Annotated in this window: 20 protein-coding genes; 17 read left to right on the top strand and 3 right to left on the bottom strand. The window is 71.5% G+C overall.

Annotation, left to right across the window (positions count from 1 at the left end; genetic code table 11):
* The first annotated feature begins 8 nt into the window (after window positions 1-8).
* From ACIBO1_RS19105 to ACIBO1_RS19135, 7 genes are read left to right on the top strand one after another with little or no spacing between them, the layout of a single operon-like run.
* Complete coding sequence (locus ACIBO1_RS19105) at window positions 9-1,109, top strand: LLM class flavin-dependent oxidoreductase (RefSeq protein ID WP_396748197.1); 1,101 nt, start codon at window positions 9-11, stop codon at window positions 1,107-1,109.
* Complete coding sequence (locus ACIBO1_RS19110) at window positions 1,106-2,110, top strand: LLM class flavin-dependent oxidoreductase (RefSeq protein ID WP_396748199.1); 1,005 nt, start codon at window positions 1,106-1,108, stop codon at window positions 2,108-2,110. The genes ACIBO1_RS19105 and ACIBO1_RS19110 overlap by 4 nt, the downstream gene beginning before the upstream one ends.
* Entirely contained in the window at window positions 2,107-3,654 is a 1,548-nt protein-coding gene (locus tag ACIBO1_RS19115) for a class I adenylate-forming enzyme family protein (RefSeq protein WP_396748201.1), read from the top strand. The genes ACIBO1_RS19110 and ACIBO1_RS19115 overlap by 4 nt, the downstream gene beginning before the upstream one ends.
* Window positions 3,654-4,652: an LLM class flavin-dependent oxidoreductase gene (locus ACIBO1_RS19120; protein ID WP_396748203.1), complete on the top strand. Its 999-nt coding sequence runs from the start codon at window positions 3,654-3,656 to the stop codon at window positions 4,650-4,652. Before ACIBO1_RS19115 ends, ACIBO1_RS19120 begins: the two co-directional genes overlap by 1 nt.
* A 9-nt stretch (window positions 4,653-4,661) precedes the next feature.
* Window positions 4,662-5,633 carry an enoyl-CoA hydratase/isomerase family protein gene (locus ACIBO1_RS19125; protein WP_350697081.1) on the top strand — a complete coding sequence of 324 codons (972 nt, stop codon included), beginning with the start codon at window positions 4,662-4,664 and terminating at the stop codon, window positions 5,631-5,633.
* A 7-nt stretch (window positions 5,634-5,640) separates the two neighbouring features.
* Window positions 5,641-6,624 (top strand): LLM class flavin-dependent oxidoreductase, encoded by a 984-nt coding sequence (locus ACIBO1_RS19130; protein ID WP_396748205.1) that lies wholly within the window; start codon window positions 5,641-5,643, stop codon window positions 6,622-6,624.
* Complete coding sequence (locus ACIBO1_RS19135) at window positions 6,621-6,956, top strand: VOC family protein (protein WP_396748207.1); 336 nt, start codon at window positions 6,621-6,623, stop codon at window positions 6,954-6,956. The genes ACIBO1_RS19130 and ACIBO1_RS19135 overlap by 4 nt, the downstream gene beginning before the upstream one ends.
* A gap of 237 nt (window positions 6,957-7,193) precedes the next feature.
* Here the strand turns inward: ACIBO1_RS19135 and ACIBO1_RS19140 are convergent, their stop codons facing one another.
* Together ACIBO1_RS19140 and ACIBO1_RS19145 are read right to left on the bottom strand one after the other, a co-directional pair.
* Window positions 7,194-7,559 (bottom strand): hypothetical protein, encoded by a 366-nt coding sequence (locus ACIBO1_RS19140; protein WP_396748209.1) that lies wholly within the window; start codon window positions 7,557-7,559, stop codon window positions 7,194-7,196.
* A 52-nt stretch (window positions 7,560-7,611) separates the two neighbouring features.
* Complete coding sequence (locus ACIBO1_RS19145) at window positions 7,612-8,706, bottom strand: DUF418 domain-containing protein (protein WP_396748211.1); 1,095 nt, start codon at window positions 8,704-8,706, stop codon at window positions 7,612-7,614.
* A gap of 358 nt (window positions 8,707-9,064) precedes the next feature.
* Here ACIBO1_RS19145 and ACIBO1_RS19150 point away from each other — a divergent pair, with 358 nt between their 5' ends.
* Window positions 9,065-10,066 (top strand): GntR family transcriptional regulator, encoded by a 1,002-nt coding sequence (locus tag ACIBO1_RS19150; RefSeq protein WP_396748213.1) that lies wholly within the window; start codon window positions 9,065-9,067, stop codon window positions 10,064-10,066.
* A 374-nt stretch (window positions 10,067-10,440) separates the two neighbouring features.
* Window positions 10,441-11,661 (top strand): hypothetical protein, encoded by a 1,221-nt coding sequence (locus tag ACIBO1_RS19155; RefSeq protein ID WP_396748215.1) that lies wholly within the window; start codon window positions 10,441-10,443, stop codon window positions 11,659-11,661.
* 22 nt (window positions 11,662-11,683) lie between these two features.
* Here ACIBO1_RS19155 and ACIBO1_RS19160 read toward each other — a convergent pair whose 3' ends face one another.
* Entirely contained in the window at window positions 11,684-12,502 is an 819-nt protein-coding gene (locus ACIBO1_RS19160) for an MOSC domain-containing protein (protein ID WP_396748217.1), read from the bottom strand.
* Between the two features lie 153 nt (window positions 12,503-12,655).
* Between ACIBO1_RS19160 and ACIBO1_RS19165 the strand changes: the two genes are divergently transcribed.
* From ACIBO1_RS19165 to ACIBO1_RS19200, 8 genes are all read left to right on the top strand, one after another.
* A complete protein-coding gene (locus ACIBO1_RS19165; RefSeq protein ID WP_396748219.1) occupies window positions 12,656-13,864 on the top strand; it encodes an MFS transporter in 1,209 nt (402 codons plus the stop codon).
* Between the two features lie 89 nt (window positions 13,865-13,953).
* Window positions 13,954-15,510 (top strand): ABC transporter substrate-binding protein, encoded by a 1,557-nt coding sequence (locus tag ACIBO1_RS19170; RefSeq protein ID WP_396748221.1) that lies wholly within the window; start codon window positions 13,954-13,956, stop codon window positions 15,508-15,510.
* Window positions 15,507-16,556: an ABC transporter permease gene (locus ACIBO1_RS19175; RefSeq protein WP_396748223.1), complete on the top strand. Its 1,050-nt coding sequence runs from the start codon at window positions 15,507-15,509 to the stop codon at window positions 16,554-16,556. The genes ACIBO1_RS19170 and ACIBO1_RS19175 overlap by 4 nt, the downstream gene beginning before the upstream one ends.
* On the top strand, window positions 16,553-16,783 hold the full coding sequence (locus tag ACIBO1_RS19180) for a hypothetical protein (RefSeq protein WP_396748225.1): 231 nt from the start codon (window positions 16,553-16,555) through the stop codon (window positions 16,781-16,783). The genes ACIBO1_RS19175 and ACIBO1_RS19180 overlap by 4 nt, the downstream gene beginning before the upstream one ends.
* A gap of 29 nt (window positions 16,784-16,812) precedes the next feature.
* The gene (locus tag ACIBO1_RS19185) at window positions 16,813-18,519 is read left to right on the top strand and encodes a dipeptide/oligopeptide/nickel ABC transporter permease/ATP-binding protein (RefSeq protein ID WP_396748227.1); all 1,707 of its coding nucleotides are present in this window, start codon (window positions 16,813-16,815) and stop codon (window positions 18,517-18,519) included.
* A 3-nt stretch (window positions 18,520-18,522) separates the two neighbouring features.
* Window positions 18,523-19,275 carry an ABC transporter ATP-binding protein gene (locus ACIBO1_RS19190; RefSeq protein WP_396748229.1) on the top strand — a complete coding sequence of 251 codons (753 nt, stop codon included), beginning with the start codon at window positions 18,523-18,525 and terminating at the stop codon, window positions 19,273-19,275.
* A 190-nt stretch (window positions 19,276-19,465) separates the two neighbouring features.
* Window positions 19,466-20,269, top strand: coding sequence for a BTAD domain-containing putative transcriptional regulator (locus ACIBO1_RS19195; protein WP_396748231.1), 804 nt, complete (start codon window positions 19,466-19,468; stop codon window positions 20,267-20,269).
* A 29-nt stretch (window positions 20,270-20,298) separates the two neighbouring features.
* Window positions 20,299-20,805, top strand: coding sequence for a nuclear transport factor 2 family protein (locus tag ACIBO1_RS19200; protein WP_396748233.1), 507 nt, complete (start codon window positions 20,299-20,301; stop codon window positions 20,803-20,805).
* The last annotated feature ends 8 nt before the right edge of the window (window positions 20,806-20,813 follow it).

The raw sequence follows: 20,813 nt of genomic DNA on the forward strand, positions 1-20,813 counted from the left end.
GAGAAGCCGTGAAGTTCGGAATCATGAACCTGTTCCCGGTGAGTGACGGCACATCCGATCACCAGGTGCTGCGAGAGACCCTCGACGAGATCCAGCTGGCCGACGAGCTCGGGTTCGACTCGATCTGGCTGGCCGAGCACCACTTCTCGAAGTACGGCATTCTCGGCAGCCCGGTGAACTTCGGCATGGCCGTCGCCGAGCGGACCCGACAGATCACCATCGGCACCGCTGTCCTCGTGCTGCCGCTGCACCACCCGCTGCGGCTGGCCGAGGACATCGCCGCCCTCGACGTGCTCAGTGGCGGCCGGGTCTCCATCGGCGTCGGCCGCGGCTACCAGCCCGCCGAGTTCGCCGGCTTTGGCATTCCGCTGGAGGAGTCGAAGCAGCGCTACCAGGAGACGCTCGATGTGCTGCGACTCGCGTTGTCGCAGGAGAACTTCTCCTACCACGGCAAGATCTTCCAGTACGACAACGTCACGACCTACCCCCGGCCGTACACGCCCGGTGGCCCGCCGATCCTCCAGGGCACCGTCTCCCCGGACAGCTTCCGCGAACGCGGCGCCGTCGGCGAATCGATCATCACCTCGCCGAACTTCACGCCGTTGGGCGTGATGCAGCGCAACTTCGACCTCTACCGGCAGAGCATGCGGGAGAACGGATTCGACATCAGCACCTACGACCTGCCCTTCATGCAGCAGGTCTGGTGCGGTGACAGCAGCGAGGGACTACGCGCGGCCGCGCAGGCCGCCCTCAACTACTACAAGTCCGTCGGCAAGGTCATCCCCGGTTCGGAGGAGGCCATCGACAAGGAGCGCGCCTACTACGCGGCGGTCGCCAAGAACATCGAGCTGCTGACGCTGGAGCAGACCCTGACCCACGGCGGCAACTTCGGCTCCGCGCAGCGCGTCATCGAGACCATCGAGATGCTGCGCGAACAGCTCGGCATCAACCACTACATCGGCTGGCTGCGGATCCCGTCGCTGGACCGTAAGGCCGCGCTCAAGTCGATGGAGGAGTTCGCCGCGAAGGTCATCCCGCACTTCCGCGCCACCGCCGCCAAGGACGACCAGGTGAGCGCGCCCGCCGCCGCCCAGGTGGTCGTCGGGTGAGGATCAGCTGCTTCCTCAGCGCCCAGTTCGACCCGGCGGCGTCGCCCACCGAGGGCATCGACGGCGTACTCGCCCAGGCCGCCACCGCCGAGGCAGCCGGCTTCCACGGCGTCTACCTCGGACACCACTACCTGGCCCGGTCGGCGTTCGTGCAGCCGATCCCGCTCGCCGGTCACCTGGGACACGCCACCAGCCGCATCCGCATCGGCTTCGGCGTCCTGCTGGCGCCCCTGCTGAACCCGATCGCCCTCGCCGAGGACCTGGCCTCCCTCGACGTGCTGACCCGTGGTCGGCTGACCGTCGGTATCGGCGCCGGCTACCGACGCCGGGAGACCACCGCCTTCGGCGTGGCGTGGGAGGACCGGCTGCGCCGCCTGCGCGAGTACGTCCCGATCCTGCGCGCCCTGTGGCGCGGCGAGACGATCGACGCCGCCGGCAGTTGGGGCGAGGTGCCGCAGGCCAGCCTGCCGCTGCGCCCGGTGCAGCGCGGCGGCCCGCCGATCTGGATCGGCGCGTTCGCCGAACCCGCCATCCGACGCGCGGCCCGGCTCGACGCCCCCTGGCTCATCGGCCCCAAGGGCGACGACGACGAACTGGCCCGACTCCTCGGCATCTACCGCGCCGAACTCGCCGAACGGGGCTTCGATCCGGCCCGCGAGTACCCGATGAGCCGCGAGGCGTTCATCGGTGACAGCTACCGCAGCGCCGTCGCGGCGGTCCGCCCGCACCTGCAACGCCAGTACGCGGGCTACAAGTCGTGGGACGAGGCCCAGTCGCTGGACCTGGACCGGTACCTGGCCCAGGACTGCCTGGTCGGGTCGGCCGACGAGATCGTCGACAAGCTCCGCCGCTGGGAGAACGACCTCGGCATCACCGAGGTGTCGCTGCGGCACCAGTTCGTCGGCGCCAGCCAGGAGGAGGCGATGGACCAGCTCGCCCGATTCGGTGCCGAGGTCATCAGCCGGGTCGCCACCCCGGACACCGAGGAGGCGACACGATGAGCGGCGCGAATCTCGCCCTGATCCTGCACGGCCGCAGCACCGACCGGGCCGACGTGGCGGGCCTGCACGGCGAGGACGGCCGGTCGTGGACCTTCGACGAGATCGACCTGCTGTCCGGTGGCGTCGCCGCCGCGCTGCGCGCCGAGGGCGTCGGCGCCGGTGACCGGGTCGCCTGCTACCTCACCAACGGCCCCGAGGTCGTGTTCTTCCTCTTCGGCGCGTGGAAGATCGGCGCGGTGCCGGTGACGGTCAGCAGCCTCTACAACGCCGCCGAACTCGCCGAGTCGGTCGCCAAGACCACGCCGCGCCTGCTGCTCGTCGACGACCGTCGGCCCGAGGTGATCGCCGAGTTCCTGACCGGCACCGACCTGCCGGTCCGCTCGGTCACCGAACCGGTCGCCGGGGCGCCGGCGCTGGCCTGGCGACACCCGACCCGGGTACCCGCCGTCGACGTCGCACCAGACGCCGAGGCGTGCATCCTGTTCACCGGCGGCACCACCGGCCGACCCAAGGCGGTCAGCGTGACCCACGGCGGCTCGCGGGAGTCGCTGATGCGCCTGGCCCGGGTCGCCACCGGCACCGACGTCGAGGGCAGCGCGGCCGCCGACGCGAAGCCCAATCTGATCGCCCTGCCGCTGTTCCACAGCGGTGGCCAGCACTCACTGCTCTTCGCGTACTTCGTCGGCCGGGCCGCGGTGGTCTGGGAACGCTTCGGCGTCGACCGGCTCGACGGGCTGATGCGACGCTTCGCCTTCGACAACTTCTTCTTCCTGCCCACCATGGTCTTCGACATCGTGCACACCGAACGGGACCTGCCGTTCGAGGGCGTCAAGTCGGTCCTGGTCGCCGGGCAGGCCATCTCGTGGCCGGTCCGGCGCGCCTTCGAGCAGCGCTACCACGTGCCCATCCTGGTCAACTACGGGTCGACCGAGGCCGGACACATCGCCGGGTGGAACGGCCGGGACATGAAGGCCGGCCGGTGGAAGCCCGGCTCGGCCGGCCGGGTCTATCCCGGGGTGGAGCTGGAGATCCGCGACGACGACGGTGCCGCGCTGCCGGCCGGCGCGGAGGGCGAGGTGGTGGTCCGCTCCGCGTTGACCAAGGGGTACGTCGACGACCCGGACGCCTCCCGGGAGCTGGTCCGCGACGGCTGGGTGCACACCGGCGACATGGGCTACGTCGACGACGACGGCGTGCTGTTCCTGGTCGGTCGGAAGCGAGACATGATCAAGTGCGGCGGCTTCCAGGTGTGGCCCGAGGAGATCGAGGACGAACTCCGCGAGCACCCCCTGGTCAACGACGTACGGGTGCTCGGCCGTCCCGACGACCGGCTGGGCGAGATCCCGGTGGCCCTGGTCGTCCGCGAGACCGACGACTCGATCCCGGACGCGGTCCTCGCCGACGGCATCGTCGCGTTCGCCCGCGACCGGCTGGCGCACTTCAAGGCACCCCGACGCGTCGAGTTCGTACCCGTCCTGGAACGCAGCGCCACCGGCAAGACCAGCCGGGTCGCGGCGCCCGCCGTCGAGGGAGGTCGGAGCTGATGAAGTTCGGCATCATGGCGTCGCACCAGTACCCGCACGGCGACGACCTCGGCCGGCACCTGAGCGACCTGTTCGGCACGGTGGAACTCGCCGCCGAACTCGGTTACGACTCGGTCTGGACGATCAACCACTTCCAGTCCAACCTGGCCACCCCACAACCCATCTCGATGCTGGCCAGCCTGATCCCGCGCTCCGGCGACATGACCCTCGGCACCGGCATCCTGCTGCTGCCGATGTTCCACCCGGTGCACGTCGCCGAGGAGTTCGCGACCCTGGACCACCTCTCCGGCGGACGGGTGATCCTCGGTGTCGGCGCCGGCTACCGGGAGAACGAGTTCGCCGCCTTCGGCCTGGACCCGCAGGCCCGGTTCCGTCGCTTCGACGAGAGCCTGCGGCTGATCCGGGCCCTCTGGAGCGGTACGCCGGTCACCCACGACGGCGAGTTCTATCCGCAGGTCGACGCCACCATCGGCATCCGGCCGCTGACGCCGGGCGGCCCGCCGATCTGGATCGGCGCGGGCGGTCGCAAGGCCGTCCGCCGCGCCGCCCGCCTCGGCGACGCCTGGTACGCGCCGGGCAACTCGCCGAGCCGCCGTTTCCTGCCCGAGCACCTCGCCGTCTACAACGAGGCGCTGGCCGAGTACGGTCGCGACCCCGCCACCGTGCAGCGGCCGGTCGGCGTCGAGCTGTACTGCGCGCCCACCACCGAACAGGCCGTCGAGGAGGCGCTGCCGCACGCGCGACTCGAATACTCCACCTACGCCGAGTACCCGGCGCTGCGCTGGCAGCGCGACCGCTTCGACGACCTGGTCCGCAACACCCTGCTGCTGGGCTCGCCGGAGTTCCTGATCGAACGCATCTCCGCCCTGCGGGACCTCGGCTTCGACCATCTCATCTTCCGTCCCGGATGGCTCGGCATGCCGACCGAGCGACTGCGCGCCTCGCTGCGACTGTTCGCCACCGAGGTGTTCCCCGCCTTCCGCACCAGCCGACCCTAAGGAACCGCCGTGAAGAAGACCGAAGCCGAGCTGCTCGCCGACCAGTGGGACGTCGAGAACATGGAGGTCGACCCCGAGGTCCTCGCGACGTACGTCCGGTACGACGTGGACGAGGAGCGCTCCGTCGCGACGATCACCTTCGACCGCCCCGACCGGCTCAACGCCATCCCGGTCGCCGCCTTCGAGCGCGTCGGTGACCTGGTCCGCGAGGCGGAGACCGACGATCGGGTGAAGGTCATCGTGTTCAAGGGGGAGGGCGACCACTTCGGCACCGGTGCCGACGCCGCCGAACTCGGCCACTACATCGGCTACAAGACCGGCACCGACAAGGCGTCCCGGCGTCGCCCGGCGCAGCGGCAGCGCATCCTGCCCGACCGCAACGTGCTCAGCTCCGGCTTCACCCGGCCCATCATCGAGTCGTTGAAGGCGACCATCTGCCAGGTGCAGGGCTACTGCTACGGCGGGCACTTCCAGATCGCGCTCTCCGCCGACATCGTCATCGCCAGCCCCGACGCCCGGTTCACCCACCCGGCGTTCCGCTACCTCGGCCCGGCCCCGCAGGACATGTACCACTGGATCGAGAAGGTCGGCCTGACGACGATGAAGGACGTCATGCTGACCATGCGGGCCATCGGCGCCGAGGAGGGCGAACGTAAGGGCCTGGTCACCAAGGTCGTCGAGCGCGAGGAACTGTCGCGGTGGGTCGACGACTACGCCGACGCGATCGCCGTCATGCCGCTCGACTCGCTGATGATGGGCAAGTCGATGATGCAGGTGGTGATGGAGGCCCGGGGCAAGGGTCTGGGCGCGATGACCGGGTGGGTCGGCCACGGCTGGGCCACCAACGTCAGCTTCGAAGAGGGGGACTGGAACTTCCTCAAGGAGCGGCGGGAGAAGGGCATCGCGCAGGCGCTGGCCGACCGGGACCGGCTCGTCGCGCCGTACTTCCGGCTCAGCGACTCGCGGGCCCGCGAGAAGTAGGCCCGCGATGAAGTTCGGCGTCCTGCTCGACCACCAGTACGCGTACGACGACGACCTGGGTCGACGCCTCGGCGAAACCGTCGAGTACGTCCAACACATCCGCGACCTGGGCTACGACTCGGTCTACGGCATCCACCACTACCTGTCGTCGCTGCGCACCCCGCAGCCGTTGCCGTTGCTGAGCCGGCTGATCGACCACTCCGGCACGATGGAGCTGGGCACCGGCATCCTCATCCTGCCGCTCGGACACCCGGTGCACTGGGCCGAGGAGATCGCCACCATCGACCAGATGTCCGGCGGTCGCTTCGTCCTCGGCATCGGCGCCGGCTACCGCGAGGTGGAGTTCGACTCCTTCGGCATCGACCGGCGCACCCGGGTCTCCCGGATGAACGAGGCGCTCGCGGTGATGCAGCGGCTCTGGACCGGCGAGACCGTCCACCACGAGGGCCGGCACTTCACCCTCGACGGCGTACGGTGCAGCGTGCTGCCCGTCCAGCAGCCGCATCCGCCGGTCTGGGTCGGTGCCAACGGCCCCACCGGCATCGCCCGGATCGCCCGTCAGGGCCTGCCCTGGCTGGCCCCGTCGAACGTCCGGCGCAACTGGGCTGTCGGCAACCTCGCCGACTACCGGGAGCAGCGCCGGGCGGCCGGCTTCAGCGAGGAGGGCGCGGTCTTCCCGATCCACCGCGACCTCTGCGTCGCCGACTCCTTCGACGACGCGTACGCCCTCGCCGGTGACGCGGTCCGCCGCTCCTATGGCGAGTACGTGCAGTACGGCATGGACTTCTTCGAGTCCCAGTGGGAGGCCATCAAGGAGCGGGCCCTCTTCTTCGGGTCCCCCGACGACATCGCGGCGAAGGTCCAGGACTTCGCCGACGCCGGGTTCAACCACTTCGTCTTCCGCGCGCAGTGGCTCGGCCTGCCCATCGAGGACTCGATCCGGATCGTCGAACGTTTCGCCCGCGAGGTCATGCCGAGGTTCCGCACATGAAGATCGGTCACGTGATCGTCCCCGCCGACGAGTTGGACGCCCAGCTCGACTTCTACACCGCCCTCGGGCTGACCGTCCGCTTCCGCGACGGCGACCGGTACGCCGCGCTCACCGACGGCTCGGTGACCGTCGGACTGGCCGACGCATCGCAGCAACCCGTCTCCGGCCGTACCCTGCTCAGCATCCAGGTCGACGACCTGGACGCCTGCCTCGCGCAGGTCACGGCCGGCGGCGGCACGGCGGGCGACACCGTGGTGGGCCCGCACGAGCGTCGGGCGGTGGTCGTCGATCCGGGCGGGAACCCGCTCGTCGTCTACCAACGTCTCGCCTGACCGCCGTCCATCGAGGCCCGGAAGGTGCGTTGGTGGACGACGGCGGTCCCTTCCTGCCGTGCACCGGTGATCCGGTACCCCCGCCGACACGGCGCGATGATCGACTGCTCTAATACTCCAGCCGCACCTGGTGGAGTTGGAGTCTTCGCTGGGAGTGGGCTGTTCTGGCGCGGTACTGGTGTCGGCGTCGCCATCGTGAACATCGATGGATGTGGTCGAAGGGTCGGGCGGTGGTGATCAGGTGTGCCAGGAGACGGCGGACCTCGCCGAGGGTGAGAGGAATGAGACCGTCATCGGATTCGGTGCCCCCTTTTTGGCCTGCGCGGCGGTGGCGGTGAGGTAGGCGTGGGCGCATAGAACGAGAGTTATATGCCGGTACCAGGCGTCGTACCGACGCACCTGGTAGTGATCCAGACCAACCTCGGTCTTGGCGGTCTGGAAGCACTCCTCTACCGCCCACCGGGTCCCAGCGATGCGGATCAGGTCCTCGTCCGGGATGCCTGCGGGGCCAAAGCACAGGTAGTAATTGTGCGCCCGCGAGTTCGTGGCCTGGCGGCGATGCCCGCCCGGGTTGAGGCGACGCGGGCAGGTGGACGTGGCCACCGAGGCAGTCGACGGCCAGCTGCGGGGCCGGGGGCCGGCCCAGGGCTTCCGCCTACCCGAGACTGTTTCCGGTGGGACCCGGTGCGCCCCGGTAGGTGAGGCGGCGCAGCGCCACCTCGGCCGGTCCGCGTACGCCCCGGCGGCGCATGAGGTCGGCGAGCAGCACCGTGGTCAGCCACACCGCCACCGCGATGCCCACGCCCACTGCGGGTGAGGTCAACCGCAGGTGGAGTGTGTAGGAGGAGAACAGTGCCGCCCAGGCCACCGACTGGGCCAGGTAGAAGGTCATGGAGCGCTGTCCGAGTGCGGCCAGGGCGTTGGCCACCGGTCCCTGCCGGCCGGCGAGGCGGGCCGCGACGAGGGCGATCAGCGCCGCATAACCCAAACCGCCCGCGTAGCCGCTCGCCTGGTGCAGGGCGGTGGTGACCAGGACGTCCCCCGGGTTGACGTCGGTCCACACCCCCGCCTTGTCCAAGGCCAGGGGGAGACCGGCCACCGCGGCCAGGGGGATACCCACGAACGCGGTCACGCGCAACAGCCGCAGGTGCTCGTGGGGCCGCTCCAGAAGACGGTGCCGAGCCGCCAGCACGCCGAGCAGGAACGGGACGAGGGTGCTGACGAGCATCATCACGAACAGGACCGAGTACAGGGTCAGACGGAAGACGAGTTCGTTCACGAACCCGTCGGGCAGCACTGGCATGCCCTGCCCCGTCATGGCCATGTCGGCAGCGACCAGGGCATGGACGGCTGCGGCCACGGGCAGCCAGAGCACTGCCAGGAGCACCAGGGTCCGGTCGCGCAGCCGCAGAACGCCCACCAGGAGCAGCGCCACCAGGCCGTAGACGGCCAGAATGTCCCCGGGGAAGAGCAGCACCGCGTGTCCCAGCCCGAAGACGATCAACCACAGGCCGCGCCGGCGTAGCAGCCCGCGGGTCCGGGTCCAGGCGTGTTCCTGCTCGCTGCGGCGTCGGTAGATCACGGCCAGGCCGTAACCGAACAGGGCCGCAAACATGGGGTAGCCGCGCAGGTCGACGAACATGACGGTGCCTGCGGTGGTGATCTGGTCCGCAGTGGTGAGGGCGTTCTCGGGACCGCCGATGAACACGGTGAACAGGTGCGTGTGGGCAAGTGCGATGACCAGAAGCATGACGCCACGGGCTAGATCCGGCGCCAGGGAACGGCGGTCGAGCGGGAGCGGACCGGAAGCGGGAGCGGTCCGCGGCCCGGTGGTGGACGTGTAGGACATGGTGGCCTCCAAAGGGCCGCAGATTATGCGAAACGGCGTACGCGTCGAGGTGCACCCTCCGAGGCGGAGTGTACATAGTACGCACACTGTGGATTCCCTTGTGAGCCCGGCTTTACTGGGATTACCGCCCCATCAGCACTAGTGCAGCAGGAGCGAAGGAGTACTCGCTGGTTCGGCCTGGTGCCGTGAGGGCAGGCAGTTCGCACTCCCCTGTGCACTAGTACACTGAAGCGACGGGGAACAGTCGAAGGGACCAGTGATGTCCGCCACTGCGGAACAGAAGTTGCCGCCCTACGCGCAGGTTGTCGCCGATATCCGTGCGCGTATCGACGCCAGGGAACTGCGACCGGGCGCGCGGGTGCCCTCCACGAGAGAGATCATGCGCGAGTGGGGGGTGGCCATGGCCACCGCCACCAAGGCGCTCGCGGCCCTGCGTCAGGAGGGTCTGGTCGAAGCGGTGCGCGGGGTGGGGACCCTCGTGCGGGATGCGCCCGTCGCTACGCCGCAAGCACGCGGGCCACAGGGGCAGCGGGTACGCCCACGTCCGGCGGAGGCAGGAGGAGGCCGCCCGACCACCGAGACCGCCATTACCAGAGAGGCCATCGTCCGGGCCGCGATCACCATCGCCGACGCCGAGGGAATCGACGGCCTGTCCATGCGCCGGGTCGCCACCCACCTGAGGGTGAGCACCATGGCCCTGTACCGCCACGTCGCGAGCAAAGAGGCACTGGCAACGGCAATGATCGACCAGGTCTACACGGAGCACGCCCTGCCCGAACCGCCGCCCGCCGACTGGCGACGAGCCCTCGAACTGGCGCTCCTGACTGAGTGGGACATCTACCGGAGGCACCCCTGGGCAGTTCGACTGACCATGCTCGCCGGGGCGGTCCAGTCCCCCGGGCTCGTGGAGAACGCCGAGTGGATGATGAAGGTGATCACCGCCCAGGGGCGATCCCCGGACGAGGCCCTGGCGATCCTCACCTTCGTGTCCGCCTACACCTCCGGTATGGCTCTCCAGGCCACGCGGGCGGTGGTGGAGGAGTACGAGTTCGGAATGGACGCCGAACACTGGTGGAGGTCCAAGGGTCCGGAGTTCCTCAGGATCGCCGAGCAGGGCCGGTTCCCCCTTACGTTCAGCGTCTCCGGGCCGCCCGACGTACACGCGATCTTCGGCCTCGGTATGAAACACCTGCTCGACGGACTCGCGCCGCTGATTGAAGGTCGAGGAGGCTCACCACAGGATCTGACGGCAGAGCCGTGACGCACTCAGGGTCCGGGGCTACCGCCGCATCACCGCCTATCTATGTAGGGCTGCCGAGCTTGTAGCGGGCTTGGAAGCGGATCGCCAGGTCGACCCTGGTTTCGGCGGGTTCCCAGCGGTACTCCTCCAGAACCCAGGCGTGGCGGCCGGCTACCGCCGGTCGCCCACGCTGCGTGAGGTGGCTGGGGTTAGTACTCCACCAGGTGCGGCTGGAGTACTAATCCGTCCTATGTCGACGAACAGGCCGACCTCACTGCCGAGGGACCGGAGTAGGGCGGCTCGTTGTCCCGGTCCGGGTGCCCTGGCCCGAGGGTGACCGGCATGTCGTGCGTGGTCGTGGGCACCTTCGAGCCCCGTGACAGGCAAGAGTGGCAATGACGTCGTCGGGATGGTTGGCCACCCCCGTCGGCATCGACGCGGACCACTGGGTGACACGTGCCGGAAACCGGACCGTCCTCGCGGTGGCCCACACGATCGCCAGTTGCCACCGCCTGCTCGACGTCATCGCGCAGATCGAGGACGATCTTCGGGTCCAGGTGGTCTTCACCGTGGCGCCGGACGTGTTCAACCAGCAGGTGACACCTCACCTGGAGCGGCTCGGCGCGCTGACCCTGCCCTGGTCGCAGGCCGTCCGGGAGCGGTTCAACCTCGCTGTCGCCGCCTCCTGGGGAGGGTTGCATCAACTGCACGCGCTACTGCTGGTCACGGCCCACGGCGCCGGGCGCAGCAAGCGGGTGCGCCCCGCACCGAACCGCGGCCCGCCCCTCGCCGAACCCGTGGTCTACGGTCTCGATCGTCAACGGCTGACTCATGGCGGGCGGGTACTGCCGAGCGCACTCGCCCTCTCTCACGAGCACGAGAGGGAGGTGCTGCGACGTCAGTGCCCGGAGGCACTCGACGTCGCAACTGTCGTCGGTGACCCCTGCGTCGACCGTCTCGCCGCCAGCCTGCCGCACCGATCCGCCTACCGGCGGAGCCTGGGAGTCGGCGACGACCAGGAACTGGTCCTGGTCAGCTCGACCTGGGGACCGGACAGCCTGTTCGGGCACCGACCCGACCTGTTGCCCATGCTGGTCAGCCAGCTCCCACCCGGGCATCACCGAGTGGCCGCACTGCTGCACCCCGCTGTCTGGGCCGCGCACGGACATCGCCAGATCCGAGTGTGGCTACGGTCCGGCCACGACGCGGGGCTACTGCTGCCCGACCCGACCCAGGACTGGCGAGCGCTCGTCGTCGCCGCCGACCGGGTGATCGGCGACCACGGCTCGGTCACCGCGTACGCCGCCGCCGTCGGCCGGGCGATCCTGCTCTGCCCCGGCCCACAGTCGACACCTGCCCCCGGCACGCCGCAGCACCTGGTCGCCACCGGTGCCGTACACCTGGATCTCGACCGGCCGCTGCTTTCGCAACTCGCCAAGGCCCGCGTCCTCGACCAGCAGGCGGTGATGGCCGCCCTGACCGGCCGCCCGGGCAACGCCGGTCCGCTGCTGCGACGCATCATGTACCGACTCCTCGGCCTCACCGAACCAGGCCCTCCCCGGCGTACCGACCCGGTATCCGTGCCCACCGTCAACCACTGGCAGCCCGGGCGCTGACCCCCTCGCGGCGACGCGCCGGTCAGGACTCCTCCTGGCCGGTGCGTAGTCGCCCCGGCTCGACCACCTCGGCGTAGACACCGAAGCAGGCCGCCTGGCCCAACCCCGCCACGGGGACGCGGTAGTGCCGGGCCAGCACGCTCAGGACGCCGCGATCGGCGGGTACGTCCGGCTGGGCGAGCCCGGGGACGACGCACCGGGGCGTGGGCACGACCACCCGGAGCAGGACGTCACCGAGGCGCAGTTCCTGACCCGGCTCGGGATCACCGGGCGCGTCGAGCACCAGGTTCGGTCGGAAACGTGCCGCGACCGCACCGGCTCCGCCGGTCCGTGCGCCCAGCGCGGACAGCGCGCCGGTGGTCACCAGGTGTACGGCGCCGAAGTCGACGAAGCGTCCGCCCGGCTGTGCTCCGGCGAGCGCCGTGACGGTGTCCTGGCCGGGAGGTACGTCGTCCATCCACTGTGGCACCATGCCTGCGTCCTGCGGCAACGTCCGGTGCAGTGTCGGGTCGGACGGCACCTCCCGGGTCAGCCGTACCGGACGGCCGAGATGCTGACCGAGCACCGTCTCCGCCTCGGTGGTGCCGGCCTGCACCTCGCGGCCGTCGACGTGCAGTGTCAGCGTCGGTTCGGGGCCGACGTCGCGCAGCGTCGCGCCGACGTCGAGCAGGCGTCCCCACCGTCGCGGGTGTTTGGCGCTGCCGATGGTCGCGTCCTGCCCGTCGACGCACGCCCACACCCGATCGCCCCGCAGGCCGCCCGGTTCGACGTCGACCTCCGGCAAGATCTCGGCTCGCGCGCTCTTGAGCGGATAGCGCCGCAGTGCGACGACCTTCGGCATCGGTGACTTCCTCGCGCTCACGCCAACCTGGACGGTCCGAGGTTAACTGTCACCGGACGGAACCCCGGGAACTCGACTGGCCCGTCGGACGACGCGGTACGTGGAGGCGGTCGACAGCGGTCGCGGTGCCGGACGGCGAAGGTGAGGATCGGGATGCCCGGGAGCGGGGCGGCGCGGTCCTTCACCGGCGCCCAGTGGGCGGTGCTGGTGAGCGGCCTGCTGGTCAACGTCGGCTCGTTCTCGATCTATCCGTACCTCGCGGTGCTGCTGCGCGAGCGGATGGGCCTGGGCATGGGGCAGATCGGCGTACTGCTCGGGGTGGCGACCCTGGTGCAGTTCGCCAGCGCACCGGTCACCGCGGCACTGGCTGAGCGGATTGGGCTGCAACGGTGCCTGCGCGGCGCGACGGTGCTGTACACGCTGGGCGGATGCGGGTTCCTGGCGGGGGAGGGGCAGCCGGGGCTCACCGTCGCCGGTCTGGTGCTGATCTCGGCCGGTGGCTCGCTCTACTCACCGGCGTACCGGGGATATCTGGTGCACGGCGTCGGCCCGGAGGCCCGGCCCCGCCTGGTCTCCGCCGGCAACGCCGCCGGGAACCTTGGCATCGCCCTCGGGCCGGTGGTCGGAGCGCTGCTCATCCGGTATCCCGGGACGATGTTCACCGTCGTCACGGCGCTCTACGCCGGTCTGGCGCTCGGGCACCTGTTCCTGCCCCGCGAGCCGTCGGGTGCACCGACCGTGCCGGTGGAGCCGTTCCGGCGGGCGCTGTCCGGTGTGGCGGTGTTGCCGTTCGCCGTGACCGCGCTCTCCATCTATCTCTACATGCAGTTCTATCAGTACTTCTCCAGCTATGCGCAGGGGCGGGTGGCCACCCTGGTCTTCGGGGCCGCCATGATGGGGTACTCCCTCGGCCTGGCCCTCGCCCAGCCGCTGGTGGCCGAGCGGGTCGGGCGGATGGAGTACCGGACGGCGATGGTCGTCGGCTTCGGCTGCCTGGCGGTCGGGATGGTCGCCTTCGCCGCTGGCCACTGGTCGAGCCTCCTGGTCGGGGTGACCGTGATCAGCCTCGGCAACGCCGTGCTGTTCCTCAAGAACGACCTGGAGGCGCTGGCCCGGTCGCGCCGGTCCGCCACGGTGGTCTTCGGGCAGCAGCGGTTGGCCGTCGGCGTCGGATCCTTCCTCAGCGGCGTGGTCGGCGGCACCGCGTATGGGGCCTTCGAATCGGCCGGGCTGCTGCCGGGGTTCTGGCTGGCCGTGGCGGCCCAGTGCGTGCTGCTTCCGCCCCTGCTGCTTGCCGGACGCGCGCTGGTCCGGCGTCGCCGGGACGCGACGGCCGGGTCCCGAGCCGCCGGTTCACGGTGACGTCGCGGGAACCAGGTACGCCACACCGCCGACTAGACCTAACGAGCGGCCACCGCACTGCCGCCGGCTGACGTACCCCGGGAGAACTCGTGCCGCGACCCCGCCCGCTCGTTGCCGCCCTCGCCGTGTCGCTGGCGCTGACCAGTGCCTGCGGTGCCGGTGCCGACGACACCGCCTCGTCGACCACCCTGCGCATCGCCCTGAGCGCCGAGTCCGGCGTGCTGGACCCGCACGCGTTCACCGGCAACTTCCTGCTGCTCGACGCGCTCTACGAGCCGCTGGTGACCTACGGCCGGGACGGCACCCTGGAACCGGGGCTGGCGCAGTCCTGGACGGTCGCCGAGGACGGCCGGCAGGTCACGTTCGACCTGCGCGACGGCGTCCGCTTCACCGACGGAACGCCGGTCGACGCCGCCGCCGTCAAGTGGAACTTCGACCGCTGGGTGGGCAACGAGCGATTCTCCTTCTTCCGCGCGTCCCAGGTGATCACCGCAGTCGAGGCCGCCGACCCGGACACCGTCCGCCTCACCCTCGCCGAACCGTACGAGCCGCTGCTCCAGGAACTGTCGATCGTGCGTCCCGTCCGGCTGCTCAGCCCGGCGTCGGCGGCCGCCGACGGCACGTTCGGGCAGCCGGTCGGCACCGGCGCGTGGAGACTGGACTCGACCAGCGCCACCGGTACCGTGCTGACCCGCAACGACGACTACTGGGGGACCCGGCCCGAGGTGGAGCGGCTGGAGTTCCGCGTCATCCCGGACTCCCAGGCGCGCGCCGACGCCCTCACCAACGGCGAGATCGACCTGATCGGCGGTGCCTACCTCGCGCCGATCACCCCGGTGGAGGCCAGGTCGCTCGGCGAACGCGACGACGTCACGCTGCTCACCGGCGCACCGGACGTCTCCATCATGCTCGGGTTCAACCCGGACGGTCCGGCCGGCGACCGGGCCGTCCGGGAGGCGGTGAGCCGGGCCGTCGACACCACCGCCCTGGCGAGGACACTTTTGCTCGACTATGCCGAGCCGGCCCGGCGGGTGTTCCCGCCCGACGTGCCGGACTCCGGCACCGACCTGCCGCTCGGATTCGACCCGGCGGCGGCGAACCGGGTCCTGGACGCCGCCGGATACGTCCGCGACGGCGACACCCGTGTCAAGGACGGCACGCCGCTCGCGCTGCGGCTGCTCGTCCCCGCCACCCCGGCCGAGGGACAACTCGACCCGCGCACCATGGCCGCGGCGATCGCCGCCGCCCTCACCGAGGTGGGCATCACCGTCGAGATCGCCCCGGTGGACGCCGCCACCTACTACGACGAGCGGGCCGAGGGCCGCTACGACCTGACGTTCTTCGAGACCCTCGGCGCACCGTACGACCCGTCCAGCTCGATCGTGTCGCTGTTCACCGGCGGCGCGCGAGCCCCGCTGTGGGTCACCCCGCAGACCGAGGAACTGGTGGACAGGGCGCTGTACGCCCGCGACCCCGCGTCCCGCGCGGCGGCCCACCAGAGCCTGTACGACGCGGTCGCCGCCGACGTCGGGTTCGTGCCGTTGGCGTACCGGCCGCGCCTGTGGGCGGTACGCGACCGGGTGCAGGGCTTCGCCGTGCCGCCCAGCGACGTGGACCTCGAACTGACCGGGGTCACCCTCGGGTGACCGAGCCCGGGTGGCTGCGCCGCGCCGGTGCTCTGGTCGCACGGTGGACTGTCGACACCGTCGGCGTACTCCTCGCGCTCTCCGCCGGCACCTTCGCCCTCGTCCTGCTGGCCCGGGGGGACGCGGCGGCGATGCTGGCCGCGACCCGGGCCGGCCGCCCGGCCACCCCCGAACAGGTCGAGGCGGTCCGCGTCGAGCTGGGCATGGACGCCCCCGCCCCGGTGCGGTACCTGCGGTGGCTGCGCGACGCCGTCACCGGGGACTTCGGGGTCTCGCTGCGCACCGACACACCGATCGGACCCGAGATCGCCGACCGGATCGGCGTGACCCTCGGCCTGGTGGCCGGGTCCACCGTGGTCGCCCTGACGGTGGGGGTGGGGATCGGTGTCGCCGGGGCGGTGCTGCGTCGCGGCCCACTGCGCGGCACTCTGCGCGTCGGGGCGCTGCTGGCCACCTCCGTACCGGCGTTCTGGCTCAGCTACCTCCTCGTGCTGCTGCTCGCGTTGCGCCTGGGCCTGGTGCCCACGTCGGGCATTGCGGGCCCGGCGACCTGGGTGATGCCGATGGCGGTGCTCGGCCTGCCCGCGGCCGGTGCCCTCAGCCGGGTGGTGGCCGTGACGCTGCGCGAGGCGCTCGACCGGCCCTACGTGCTCGCCGCGCAGGCCCGGGGAAGCTCGCCGCTGTCCATCGTGCTCCGCGACGGCCTGCCCAACGCCGCCGGGCCGATCCTGTCGGTCGCCGGGTTCACCGTCGGCACCCTGCTGGTCGGCACGGTCGTGGTGGAGCAGATCTTCGGCTGGCCCGGCCTCGGCGCCTACTTCGTCCGGGCCGCCGCCGCCCGCGACGTACCGGCCCTCCAGGCCAGCGCACTCCTGCTCGGCGGCGGGTTCATCCTGGCCAACCGGCTCGCCGACGTGGTGCAGGGGCTCGTCGACCCGCGCTCCCGGCGCACCGGCGACGTGCGCGGGCAGCGCGCCGGTCTCCGGTCGCCTGCTCGCCGAGATCCGACCCGTCGCGTCCAGGCCGCCCGAGGGGAGCCGACGTGAGCCGCCCGCCGAGGATCACCGGGCACCTGCGGACCGTGCTGGTGGCGTTGCCACTGCTGGTGTTCGCGGTCGTCGGACTGCTGGCACCCGTGATCGCCCCGGCCGACCCGAGCGCCAACGACCTGGCGGCGAGTCTGCTGCCCCCGTCGGCGGAGCACCTGCTCGGCACCGACCAGCTCGGCCGCGACCAGCTCAGCCGGCTCCTGCACGGCGCGCGATCTCGCTGACCGTCACCGCGGCGGTCCTGGCGATCTCGGTGACCGTCGGAGTCGTGGTCGGCACCGTCGCCGGGTACCTCGGCGGACGGGTCGACCGGATCGTGGCCCGGGTCGTCGACATGGCCGTCTCGTTGCCGGGCATGCTGGTGGCGCTGGCCGTCGTGGGCGTACGCGGTGCGGGGACGGAGAATCTCGTCATCGCGATGTCCCTGTGGGCCTGGTCCCCGTACGCCCGCATCGCCCGGGCCCGGGTCGCCGGTCTGCGCGACAGCCCGCACCTGGACGCCCTGCGGCTGCTCGGCGCCGGACCCGCGCGCATCCTCGGCCGGCACCTGCTGCCGCCCGCGCTCGGCCCGTGCCTGGTCTACGCCAGCACCGATGTCGGCGCCATCGTGCTCGGCGTGGCCACGTTGAGCTTCCTCGGGCTGGGCATCCCGCCGCCGCACGCCGAATGGGGTCAGATGCTCGTCGAGGGGCGACCGCACCTCGGCTCGGCCTGGTGGTTGGCGTACCCGCCGGGCATCGCGATCACCGCGATCGTGTTCGCGAGCAACCTGCTCGGCGAACGCCTGGCGGCCGGCGACGAACGCCCCTCGATCCTGCGGTGGGTGCTCCCGACGCGCCCGCGCGTCCGGCGTCGTCCACCGACGGTAGAGGCGTCCCCTGCTCCCGGCGGGCCTCCCGCTCCCGGCGACACCGCACTTCACGGCGAGCGGGACGACGCCGTGCTGTCCGTCCGTGACCTCGTGGTCAGCTATCCGCACGGCGGCGGGCGGCGACGGGTCGTCGCGGGCGTCGACTACGAGGTGGCCCGGGGCGAGACCCTGGCGATCGTGGGCGAGAGCGGCAGCGGCAAGACCACCTCGGCCCTGGCCCCGTTCGGCCTGCTGGACCCCAGCGCGACCGTCTCCGGCTCGGCGACGCTGCGGATCGGACCCGACGTCCACGACCTCGTCGGCCTCGCCCCGCAGGAGCGCCGCCGGCTCAACGGCCGCCGGGTCGGGGTGGTCTTCCAGGACAGTCTCGCCACCCTCAACCCGTTGCGGACCATCGGCGCGCACGTCGACGAGGCGGTCCGCAACGCCGGTCGCGGTGGCCGCCGGGCGGCGACCCGTCGCCTCACCGAGGACCTGCTGCGTCTGGCGGGACTGGCCGACCCGGCCACGGTCGCCCGGCGCTATCCGCACCAGCTCTCCGGCGGGATGCGGCAACGCGCGCAGATCGCCGTCGCGCTCGCCGGGCGGCCCACCCTGCTGGTCGCCGACGAACCCACCTCCGCCCTGGACGTGACCGTGCAGTCCCACCTGCTCGACCTGCTGGCCCGCCTCCGCGACGAGCTGGACATGTCCATGATCATCGTCAGTCACGACCTGGCCGTGGTGACCCGGTCGGCCGACCGGGTGGCGGTCGTGTACGCCGGTCGGATCGTCGAGTCCGGACCGCGCGACGCCGTGCTCGGCGATCCCGCCCACCCGTACACCCGTGGCCTGCTCGACGCCGTACCGCGCGTTGAGGCCGCGCCCGGCACCCGCTTCCGCACCATGCCGGGGCACTCCGGTGCCGGCCCGGACGACGCGCCGGGCTGCGCGTTCGCGCCCCGGTGTCCGATCGCGGTGCCCGCCTGCGCCCACGAGACACCCGTGCCGGTGACGGTGGACCCACGGACCGGCCACCGGTCGGCGTGCCTGCGGACGCCGGGCCGTACCGAGCTGCCTGCTGCGGCCGGTGAACGGGACGGTGGCTGAGCGATGCTGCGGGTGGAACAGGTCAGTGCCGGCTATCCCGGCGCCCGCGACGTCCCTCGCGTGGTCGAGGAGGTCACGCTCCGGGTCGACGCGGGGGAGATCGTCGGGCTCGTCGGCGAATCGGGATGCGGCAAGACGACGCTCGCCCGCGTGATCACCGGGCTGCACCGCCCGCACGCGGGTGTGGTCCGTTTCGCCGATGTGGACGTACACCGGCTGCGCGGCCGGGAGCTGCGCGCGCACCGGCGGCAGATCCAGATGGTCTTCCAGGACCCCTACCTGACCCTCAGCCCTCGCCAGACGGCCCGGCAGGCCGTGGCGGAGCCGCTGCACATCCACCGGATCGGCGACGCCCGGTCCCGGGCCGCGCGGGTGGCCGAGCTGCTGGACCTCGTCGGACTCGATCCGCAGGCGGGTGATCGTCGGCCGCGCGACCTCTCCGGCGGGCAGCGGCAACGCGTAGCGATCGCCCGGGCGTTGGCGCTCGGTCCCCGCCTGCTGGTCTGCGACGAACCGGTCACCGCGCTCGACGTCTCGGTGCAGGCGAAGGTCCTCAACCTGATCTGCGACCTGCGTGACCACCTCGGGCTGGCCTGCCTGTTCATCTCCCACGACCTCGCCGTCGTCCGGCAGCTCGCCGACCGGATCGCGGTCATGCACCACGGCCGCATCGTCGAGCAGGGCGCGACCGCGCAGGTCACCACCGCGCCCCGCCACCCGTACACCCGCACGCTGCTCGCGGCGGCTGGGATGTAAGGAGGGGTCCCCTGCTAACGCCTGGTGTATAGCAGGGGACCCCTCCTTACATCTCGGCGCTCCGGTAAAGCCTATCTTTTCAGTAGGTTTTGGGAGGTCAGTGAGCTGGGGACCGTTCGGCGGTAAGGGGATCGAAAGGGCTCCTCGGCATAGTCCTGGTCGCTGCGACATCGCGCGACAAGGGGGAGACATGCGGTTCAAGGTGTTGGGTCCGTTGACCATGATGCCGGGGCGACTGCCCAGCGCGCCGAAGCAAAGGCAGTTACTCGCACTCCTGCTCCTGCACGCCAACACCGTCGTCACCATCGACGACTGTGTCGACGAGCTGTGGGGTGAGCAACCACCGCACAGCGCGCACTCCACACTCCAGACGTACGTGATGAACCTGCGCCGGGTGCTGCGCCTGGAGGCGGAGCCGCCGGGCGGCGGTCGCATCGTCACCCGGGAACGCGGCTACGCCCTGCACCTGGAGCCTGGCGAACTGGACCTGGAGGACTTCCAGCGGGTGGCCGGCGACGGCAGCGAGGCACTCGCCGCCGGTCGGTACCCGGAGGCGGCCCGGCTGCTGCGCGCGGCGCTGGACATGTGGCGCGGCCCGGCACTGGTGGACGTGCAGGCCGGCCCGATCCTGCGGGGTCGTCTCGACGGCCTGCGCGAGGTGCACCTCGCCGTGCAGGAGGAGCGGGTCGAGGCCGACCTGCGCATCGGTCGGCACCGCGAGCTGCTGGGCGAGCTGCGCACGCTGGTACGCCGGCATCCCACCCACGAGAACCTCTGCGCCCAACTGGTGCTGGCGCTGTACCGCAGTGGCCGCACCACCGAGGCGCTGGCCGAGCTGCGGCACCTGCGCACCACGCTCGGTGAGCGGTTTGGGCTGGAGCCGTCCCGGCGACTGCAACGCCTGGAACGGGCCGTGCTGCGCGCCGAACCCGCGCTGGACCTGCCCGTCGGGTCGGCCGCCGACCGCAGTGTGCACCACCTGCTCGTCAACTGACCACCGTCACCGTCGCGAAGGAGGCAGCCATGCCGGTCACCGAGCCCGCCCGCACCCGACCGCCCGTCATCGACGCCCGCACGTACGCCGAGATCCTGCAGTTCTACGCCCGGCACTTCCAGCTCCTCGACGAGGGACGGGCGGAGGAATGGGCGGACCAGTTCACCGAGGACGGCGAGTTCGCGCAGAACGTCAAGCCCGAACCGCGCCGGGGCCGGTCCGCGATCGCCGCCTCCATGCGCCGGGGGATCGACAGCATCGCCGAGCGTGGGCTGGTCCGCCGGCACTGGTACGGCGCCGTGACGGCCGAACCGGCGGGCGAGGACGCGGTGCGGACCCGCTACTACGCGACGGTGTTCGAGACCTCGCGCGGCGGTGGTGAGGCGCGGGTGTACCTCAGCACCACCGCCGAGGACGTCCTGGAACGGCGTGGGGGGGGGGGGGGGGGGGCGCCGCCGCCCCCCCCCCCCCCCCGGGGCCCCCCCGGGGGGGGGCCCCCGGGCCGCCCCCCCCCCCCCCGCCCACCCGGGGGCTGAACACGGCC

The sequence above is a fragment of the Micromonospora sp. NPDC049903 genome, from assembly GCF_044460945.1.
In the GTDB taxonomy this organism is placed as follows: Bacteria; Actinomycetota; Actinomycetes; order Mycobacteriales; family Micromonosporaceae; genus Micromonospora.

What these genes read in the sequence shown, in the direction of transcription:
- ACIBO1_RS19115 (WP_396748201.1), top strand. Translation starts at nt 2,107, where the DNA reads ATGAGCGGCGCGAATCTCGCCCTGATCCTGCACGGCCGCAGCACCGAC.
- ACIBO1_RS19120 (WP_396748203.1), top strand. Translation starts at nt 3,654, where the DNA reads ATGAAGTTCGGCATCATGGCGTCGCACCAGTACCCGCACGGCGACGAC.
- ACIBO1_RS19130 (WP_396748205.1), top strand. Translation starts at nt 5,641, where the DNA reads ATGAAGTTCGGCGTCCTGCTCGACCACCAGTACGCGTACGACGACGAC.
- ACIBO1_RS19135 (WP_396748207.1), top strand. Translation starts at nt 6,621, where the DNA reads ATGAAGATCGGTCACGTGATCGTCCCCGCCGACGAGTTGGACGCCCAG.
- ACIBO1_RS19145 (WP_396748211.1), bottom strand. Translation starts at nt 8,706, where the DNA reads ATGCTTCTGGTCATCGCACTTGCCCACACGCACCTGTTCACCGTGTTC.
- ACIBO1_RS19150 (WP_396748213.1), top strand. Translation starts at nt 9,065, where the DNA reads ATGTCCGCCACTGCGGAACAGAAGTTGCCGCCCTACGCGCAGGTTGTC.
- ACIBO1_RS19155 (WP_396748215.1), top strand. Translation starts at nt 10,441, where the DNA reads ATGACGTCGTCGGGATGGTTGGCCACCCCCGTCGGCATCGACGCGGAC.
- ACIBO1_RS19160 (WP_396748217.1), bottom strand. Translation starts at nt 12,502, where the DNA reads ATGCCGAAGGTCGTCGCACTGCGGCGCTATCCGCTCAAGAGCGCGCGA.
- ACIBO1_RS19165 (WP_396748219.1), top strand. Translation starts at nt 12,656, where the DNA reads ATGCCCGGGAGCGGGGCGGCGCGGTCCTTCACCGGCGCCCAGTGGGCG.
- ACIBO1_RS19190 (WP_396748229.1), top strand. Translation starts at nt 18,523, where the DNA reads ATGCTGCGGGTGGAACAGGTCAGTGCCGGCTATCCCGGCGCCCGCGAC.
- ACIBO1_RS19195 (WP_396748231.1), top strand. Translation starts at nt 19,466, where the DNA reads ATGCGGTTCAAGGTGTTGGGTCCGTTGACCATGATGCCGGGGCGACTG.
- ACIBO1_RS19200 (WP_396748233.1), top strand. Translation starts at nt 20,299, where the DNA reads ATGCCGGTCACCGAGCCCGCCCGCACCCGACCGCCCGTCATCGACGCC.